Raw genomic sequence first — 6921 nt, forward strand, 5'->3', positions numbered from 1 at the left:
AGGAGGACGCCCCATGCGCATCCTGCGCTACACGCTGATCGGGCTCGGCGTGCTGCTGCTGCTGGCAGTGGCCGCGGCGGGGATCTTCCTCGCGACCTTCGATCCGGAGGCCTACAAGCCGCGCATCCAGCAGGCTGCGAAGCAGGCCACGGGGCGCGATCTGGTGCTCGATGGTCCGATCCGGCTGAAGCCCTCGCTACGGCCCACGCTCCAGGTCGAGACCGTGGCCTTCGCCAACGCCGAGTGGGGCAGCCGTCCGGCGATGGCGCGGCTGGCCTCGATGGAGGTGGCGCTGTCGGTGCTGCCGCTGATCCGCGGCGAGATCGCGGTCGATCGGATCGTGCTGGTCGAGCCCGACATCCTGCTCGAGACCGACGCGCAGGGCCGCGGCAATTGGGAGTTGCTGCCCAGCCCCGGCGCGCCGCTGGAGCCGCCGCCCGCTCCGGGGCAGCCGCCGGCCGAGCGCAAGGCGCCGCCCCAGATCGCGGTCGGCGAACTGCGGATCGAGCGCGGCACCGTGGCGTTCCGTGACGGCCGGACTGGCGAGACCATCACCGTGGTGATCCCCCGCCTCCAGGCCGCGCTCCCCCCCGGCGAACCGATGCGGCTCGACCTCGAAGCCACGCTCGACGGTACGGCGTTCACGCTCGCCGGCACCGCCGGGCCACTGGCGCGCCTGCTTGATCCCGCCGCACGCACGCCATTTCCGGTGGACCTGACGGTCGTGCTCGCGGGCGCGCGACTGGGGCTGAAGGGCACAATCGCCGAGCCGATGGCGGGCAAGGGCTACGACATGACCGTCGAGGCCAACGTGCCCGATCTCGCTCGCCTCGCTGCGGTGGTGCCGGGCGCACCGCCGGTGCCGGCGCTGCGCGGGATCGAGGTCTCCCTCGCCGCCCGCGACTCGGGCGGGTCGATACCGGAACTCCGCGCAATCCGGCTCGCCCTGGCGGAGAGCGATCTCTCCGCGCTCGTGCCCGGCGTGACGGTGCGGCGGATCGAGATCGCCGCGCCCGACACGACCGCCCCGATCCGTCTCGAGGCCGAGGCGGTGGTGAACGCGACGCCCGTGCGCGCCGAAGGTACGCTCGGCCCGCTCGCCGCGCTGATGCCCGGCGCGGCGGCGCAGGGTGCCTGGCCGATCGACGTCACCCTGGCGGCGGCCGATGCGCAGGCGACGATCAAGGGGCAGGTGATGAACCCGGCCTCGCCCGCGCCCACGGCCGACGTCGCGTTCGACGTCCGCGTCCCTGATCTCGCGGCGCTGTCGCGGCTCGCGGGCACGGCGCTGCCGGAACTGAAGGAGATCGCGGCCACCGGCAAGGTCGCAGGACCTGGCAACCGCGGGCAGGTGACGGTCAGCGACATGGCGCTGAAGGCCGGGGGATCGGATCTTGCCGGCACCCTGACCGTGACGCCCGCACCGCGGATGCGCGTGGAGGCCCGGCTGCAAGGCCAGCTGGTCGATGCCGACGCGCTGATCGCCGCGCTCGGGGGCGGTCAGCCTGCGGCGACACCAGGCGCCCCGGCGGCACCGGCCGCGAGACCTGCCTCGCCTCCGCCGCAGCGCATGATCCCGGACGATCCGCTGCCGCTCGACGCGCTGCGCGAGGCGGACGCGTCGGTGCGGCTCCAGCTCGCCACGCTCCGCCTCGGCGGCGCGGAGTATCGCGAGATCGCGGGCTCCCTCGCGCTCGACCGCGGCAATCTTCGGCTCGACCCGCTGAGCGCGACCGTGCCGGGCGGCGCGGTGACGCTGCGCCTGACCATGGACGCCTCGCGGCCCGAGCCGCCGGTGCGCCTGCAGCTCTCGGCCCCGTCGATGGAGTTGCGCCAGCTGCTGGCGGCCTATGGCAGCGGGTACCGCGTGGGCGGGCGCGTCGAGCTGGATGTCGATGTGCGCGGGAGCGGGGCCAGCCCGCACCGGATCGCCTCGACGCTGGACGGGCATGTCGGGCTGGCCGGCGCCAATCTCGACATCGACAACCGGCTGATCGATCTGGTCGCCGGCGAGCTCTGGCGCGCGCTGGTGCCGGGCGCGCCGCGCGACGGCGTGTCGAACGTGCGCTGCCTCGCGGTGCGGTTCGATTCGGCTGGCGGCGTGGCCGCTGCGCGTGCGTTCCTGTTCGACAGCAACCTGGCCAAGGTGGCCGGATCCGGCAGCCTGAATCTCGGCCCGGAGACGCTGGCGCTGCGCATTCTGCCGACCCTGAAGATGGCCGGCGGCGGCATCGCCGTGCCCGTGACCGTGCGCGGCACCTTCCTGAACCCGTCGATCCGACCGGATGCCGCCGGCGCGGTCGGCGCGCTCGGCCAGATGGGTGCGGGGGCGGCGGCCGGCGCCCAGGCTGGGGCCGTGGCGGGTCCGTTGGGCGCGATCGTTGGCGGCGTGGTGGGCGCCGCGCGCGGCGGGACCACCACCGACGACTGCCCGGCACAGCTTGCGATCGCGCGCGGCGGGCGACAGGGCGCGGCCCCTGCCGCCGAGACCGCGCCGGCGCCGCAGGAGCAGCCTCAGGCGCCGGCCCAGCAGCCGCAGCAGCAGCAGCGTCCGTCGAGCCCGTTGCAGCAGATCCTGCCGCGCCTCGGACGATGAAGCGGTTCTGGGTCCGCGCCGAACCGGTGGCGCGGGAGGGGGGATGGGGGGTCGCACTGGACGGAAGGCCGATGCGCCTGCCCTCTGGTGCGCCGCTGCTGGTACCGAGCCGGCCCCTCGCCGCGGCGATCGCCGAGGAATGGCAGGAGGCCGGCGGCACCACGGGCGCGGAGGTGACGCTGGAGGCGCTGAGGGTGACGCGCGTGATCGCGACGGCGATCGACCGGATCGCCCCGGCGCCGGCGGCGACCATCGACGCGCTCGCGGCCTATGGCGAGACCGACCTGCTCTGCTACCGCGCCGAGCACCCGCCCGAACTCGCCGCGCGCCAGGCCGAACGCTGGCAGACGCTGCTGGACTGGGCCGCACTGGCGCTCGACGCGAAGCTGACCGTTACGTGCGGCGTCGTCCCCGTCGCGCAGCCGCCGGCGGCGCTCGCCGCACTCCGCGCGGCGCTGGCGCGCCGCACGCCGCTGGCGCTCGCCGCGCTTGGGATCGCCGTGCCGGCGCTCGGCTCGCTGGTGCTGGGGCTGGCGCTGGCGGAGCGGCGGATCGGCCCCGACGAGGCCCATGCGCTCGCTGCCCTCGACGAGGCGTTCCAGGCCGAGGCATGGGGCGAGGACGACGAGGCCGCAGCGCGGCTCGCCGCGATCGCCGCGGACGTGCGGCTGGCCGCGCGCATCCTCGCGCTCGCCGAGCCCGAGCGGGTGACGTGAGGACCGTTCGGATCCTCGTCTCGGGCAGGGTGCAGGGCGTCGGCTTCCGGGCCTTCGCCGCGCGCCAGGCGGACCGGCTCGGCATTGATGGCTGGGTGCGCAACCTGGAGGACGGCAGGGTCGAGGCGCTGGCGGCCGGCGAGGAGACGGCGGTTGCCGAGTTCATCGCCGCCCTGAAGCGCGGTCCCCTGATCGCGCGCGTCGCGTCGGTCGAGGTGATCGAGGCGGCGGATCAACCGCCGGCTCCAGGGTTCCTGCAGCTCGGGTAGCGACGCCCGCTTGCCGCGCGTCCAGGAACGGGAGACGGTGGTATCGTCACCGATCGGTCGTGCGGTGGAGGAGGGCGGATATGCGTTGGGCAATCCCGGTGATACTCGCCGTGCTGGCCGCAGAACCGGCCGCGGCACAGCCCGAGCCGATCGCGCGCACCAATGCGGAGTCATTCCAGGCCTGTCGCGAGGCGGGGGGCACGCCCTCGCTGAACCCGGGCTACGAGACCCGCGTGGACCTGAACGGTGACGGGATCGAGGACTACATCCTTGATTTCCAGCAGTTCACCTGTGCCAACGCGTGGTCGTATTTCTGCGGCTCGGCCGGCTGTCCGCTCGCGGTGTTCATTTCGAGCGGTGGCGGATTCAAGAACCAGTCGCTCGGGCACGTCCAGGGATGGCGGCTGATCCAGGGCTCGCCGCCGGTGATCGAGGTCTCGCTGCACGGCGCGATGTGCCGTGCCGGCGGTATCGGGAGCGAGGGCTGCACGCGCGCGTTTGCCTGGAACGGCCGCGAGCTGGCCCAGCTCGGCGGACCGGCGCGGCCGCCGGCCCAGCCCGCGCCGGCACCGCAGGCGGCCCGCCCGCCTCCGCCGCCTTCGCCGGGCGACTGGTCGCTCCGCCCCGTCGCCGGCCGCACGCCCGTCGCGACCGTCGCGGGGCCCGGCGTGATCCACTCGGTCTCGCTGCTCTGCTTCAACGGCGCGCCGGTGGTGGCGCTGGCGCTGCGCGGGAGGCCGAGCGTCAGCCGGGCCACCGTGACCTTCCTGTTCCCCACGCTGGGCCGGGTGGACCACCCGATCGGCCAGCAGCCGGGGGGTGGCCAGAATGTCTGGTACGCGGATCTGCGCCGCTCGCGCCTGCCGCAGTTCCTTGCGGGCCGCGACAGCCAGGCGACGGTTGCGATCAACGGCGCGCGCCAGGGCACGATGTCCCTTCGCGGCTCGACCGCGTCGATCCGCTCGGCGCTGGAGTCCTGCTACCGGTTCTGAGCCGCCGTCACGCGGTCGCGGCCGAGAGCCGCTGCGCGGCGCGGAAGGTCGGGCGCGACATGGCCGCGCTCAGCGCGACGGCCACCAGCACCGCCCCCGCGTGCCAGACCAGGATCATGATCGCGGCGTCCAGATGATGGACCAGCGACAACCCGACCGAGGCCAGCATCGCGACCGACAGCACGCCGACCGCCGCAGTCGGCACCGGGCGGATCGGCCCGGCATGGCGCAGCGCGAACAGCATCGCACCCCCGAGCGGAACGGTGAGCGCCAGGATGAAGCCGAGGCAACCCCAGGAGGTGCCGAGCGCGATCCCGTCGGGACCGAGCCGGACGAAGTCGGACACGCAGCCCCAGCCGAGGCTCGCCACCCAGAGCCCGAAACCGGGCAGGGGCAGCAGCGCCCAGGAGTCCGACCGGTCGGGCAGGGCGAGGTGGAACGCCGCGAGCGCCGCCAGCACCGCCGTCGCGACCGCCGCGGCGAGCTGCACGACCTCCCACGGTTCGGCAAGGCGCGCCGCGAGGTCGGGGCGGAACCCCTTGAGCGCCACCACCGCCCCGATCACCGCCACGGACAGTGCAAGCCACCCGGCGGCCCGCACCAACGGCGGGCGGAGCCGCCTCACCGGTCCGAGGTCAGCAACCAGCGAACCAACCAGCTCCTCGGTGCGCACCCTTCAGGTCCTCTCGTCGCCGACGACCCGGCGCCGCAACGCCAGGATCGCCCGGTGGGTCGCCACCTTCAGCGCCGTGACGGACTGTCCGGTCCGAGTCGACGCCTCGGCGAGGCTGAGCTCCTGCAGCTTCAGGAGCTCGATCGCCTGGCGCTGCCCGGGAGGCAGGTCCGCCACCGCCGCCCGGACATCCCGGGCCTGAAGACGGCTTTCCCCTTCATTCGTCGAGGAACCCGCCAAGGTTTCGTGGTGGAGGTCGGTCAGCTCCTCCTCGCGGCCAGCCCGGCGCGAGACGGAGCGGACGCGGTCGAGCGCCCGGCGCTCGGCGATCGCGGCGAGCCAGGGCCGGATCGGCCGGGCCGGGTCGTAGGTGTGGCGGATCTGGTGGATGGTGAGCAGGGCATCCTGCACCGCGTCCTCGACATCCGCCTCGCCGCGCAGGCGCCGCCGTGCCACCCCGCGCAGGAACGGCACGATCTCGCGCAGCAGCCGGTCATAGGCACGCCGGTCGCCGTCCTGGGAGGCGGCCATCAGGCCCGACCACCCCTGGTCGCGGTCCCCGAACGCTGTCGCCATGGTCTCCATCGGCGGTCCTCGCAGCGATCCTGTCCGCATTGCAGGCGGGACGCTACGCCGGATCGGCGGCTGGCGTCGAGGAATGGAGTCGATAGCCGGCCGCCATGGTGCCGGGGCGGCCTGGGGAGGGAACCGATCCGACCGCCATACGTTGACGTATGGTGCCCCAGGGACCCCAGGAGGATCGATGCCCGTGTCCGTGCCCTTGCCCGTGCCGCTCGGCCGCCTCGCCTCCGCTGCGGTCGCGCTCTGGCTTGCGCCGCTGGCCGCGCTCGCCGATGAACGCTGCGATCGCGGCCCCGTGCGCGCCGAGCTCGCGATCGAGATCGCGCGCGACGTTGGCGTCGCGCTGATCAAGGAACTCGAATGCGACGACGACCGCTGGGAGGTGGAGGGTCGGGACGCGCGCGGCCACGAGATCAAGGTCGAGATCGATCCGCGGACGGGACGGGTGCTGAAGGTCGAGCGCGACTGACCCGCCCGGCTCAGTGCCCGCCCGGCTCAGTGCCCGCCCGGCTCATACCAAGTCCTTCTGAGCGAGACTCACAAGGGGGATTCCCCGACGCGGGCGGGATCTGATACCAAGTCCTTCTGAGCGAGACTCCCAAGGGGGATTCCCCGACGCGGGCGGGATCTGATTCAAGCGGGCGAGCAATGGAGCTTTGCCATGGGTCAGCCGCTTCCCCTCCGCCCCGACTACGATGCCCCTGCGCTGCGCGCGCTGGCGCGGCGCTCGAAGGACGCCGCGCAGGCGCGGCGGCTGCTGGCGCTGGCGGCGATCTACGACGGCGGGGCGCGCTCGGAGGCGGCGCGGCTTGGCAACGTCACCCTGCAGATCGTGCGGGACTGGGTGCTGCGCTTCAACGCCGAGGGACCCGACGGGCTGCGTGACCGCAAGGCGCCCGGCGCGAGGCCGCGGCTGACGGAGGCGCACCGCCGGGCGCTGGCGGCGCAGATCGAGCGCGGCCCGATCCCGGCGCTCCACGGGGTAGTGCGCTGGCGGCTGGTCGACCTCGGCCAGTGGCTGTGGGAGGAGTTCCACGTCTCGGTCTCGAAGCAGACGCTGAGCCGGGAGCTGCGCGCGATGGGCTACCGCAAG

Annotated in this window: 8 protein-coding genes; 6 read left to right on the forward strand and 2 right to left on the reverse strand. The window is 74.0% G+C overall.

Annotated features, from left to right (window positions below; translation table 11 throughout):
• Positions 1-13 precede the first annotated feature (13 nt).
• The 4 genes from ACTIFU_RS10315 (at position 14) to ACTIFU_RS10330 (ending at position 4573) form a co-directional block, all read left to right on the forward strand.
• Positions 14-2596 carry an AsmA family protein gene (locus tag ACTIFU_RS10315; RefSeq protein ID WP_439578218.1) on the forward strand — a complete coding sequence of 861 codons (2583 nt, stop codon included), beginning with the start codon at positions 14-16 and terminating at the stop codon, positions 2594-2596.
• Positions 2593-3312 (forward strand): ATP12 family protein, encoded by a 720-nt coding sequence (locus ACTIFU_RS10320; protein ID WP_439578219.1) that lies wholly within the window; start codon positions 2593-2595, stop codon positions 3310-3312. Before ACTIFU_RS10315 ends, ACTIFU_RS10320 begins: the two co-directional genes overlap by 4 nt.
• Positions 3309-3581 carry an acylphosphatase gene (locus ACTIFU_RS10325; protein ID WP_439578220.1) on the forward strand — a complete coding sequence of 91 codons (273 nt, stop codon included), beginning with the start codon at positions 3309-3311 and terminating at the stop codon, positions 3579-3581. The genes ACTIFU_RS10320 and ACTIFU_RS10325 overlap by 4 nt, the downstream gene beginning before the upstream one ends.
• 80 nt (positions 3582-3661) lie before the next feature.
• Positions 3662-4573 (forward strand): hypothetical protein, encoded by a 912-nt coding sequence (locus ACTIFU_RS10330; protein WP_439578221.1) that lies wholly within the window; start codon positions 3662-3664, stop codon positions 4571-4573.
• A 7-nt stretch (positions 4574-4580) separates the two neighbouring features.
• Here the strand turns inward: ACTIFU_RS10330 and ACTIFU_RS10335 are convergent, their stop codons facing one another.
• A complete protein-coding gene (locus ACTIFU_RS10335; protein WP_439578222.1) occupies positions 4581-5246 on the reverse strand; it encodes an NrsF family protein in 666 nt (221 codons plus the stop codon).
• Positions 5247-5249: 3 nt separating this feature from the next.
• Positions 5250-5822, reverse strand: coding sequence for a sigma-70 family RNA polymerase sigma factor (locus tag ACTIFU_RS10340; RefSeq protein ID WP_439578223.1), 573 nt, complete (start codon positions 5820-5822; stop codon positions 5250-5252).
• Positions 5823-6009: 187 nt separating this feature from the next.
• Between ACTIFU_RS10340 and ACTIFU_RS10345 the strand changes: the two genes are divergently transcribed.
• Complete coding sequence (locus tag ACTIFU_RS10345) at positions 6010-6297, forward strand: PepSY domain-containing protein (RefSeq protein WP_439578224.1); 288 nt, start codon at positions 6010-6012, stop codon at positions 6295-6297.
• Positions 6298-6489: 192 nt separating this feature from the next.
• Positions 6490-6921 (forward strand): helix-turn-helix domain-containing protein (locus tag ACTIFU_RS10350; protein ID WP_439578225.1); only part of this gene is annotated, 432 nt, incomplete at its 3' end.

The organism is Elioraea sp., from assembly GCF_051860475.1.
GTDB lineage: Bacteria > Pseudomonadota > Alphaproteobacteria > Acetobacterales > Acetobacteraceae > Elioraea.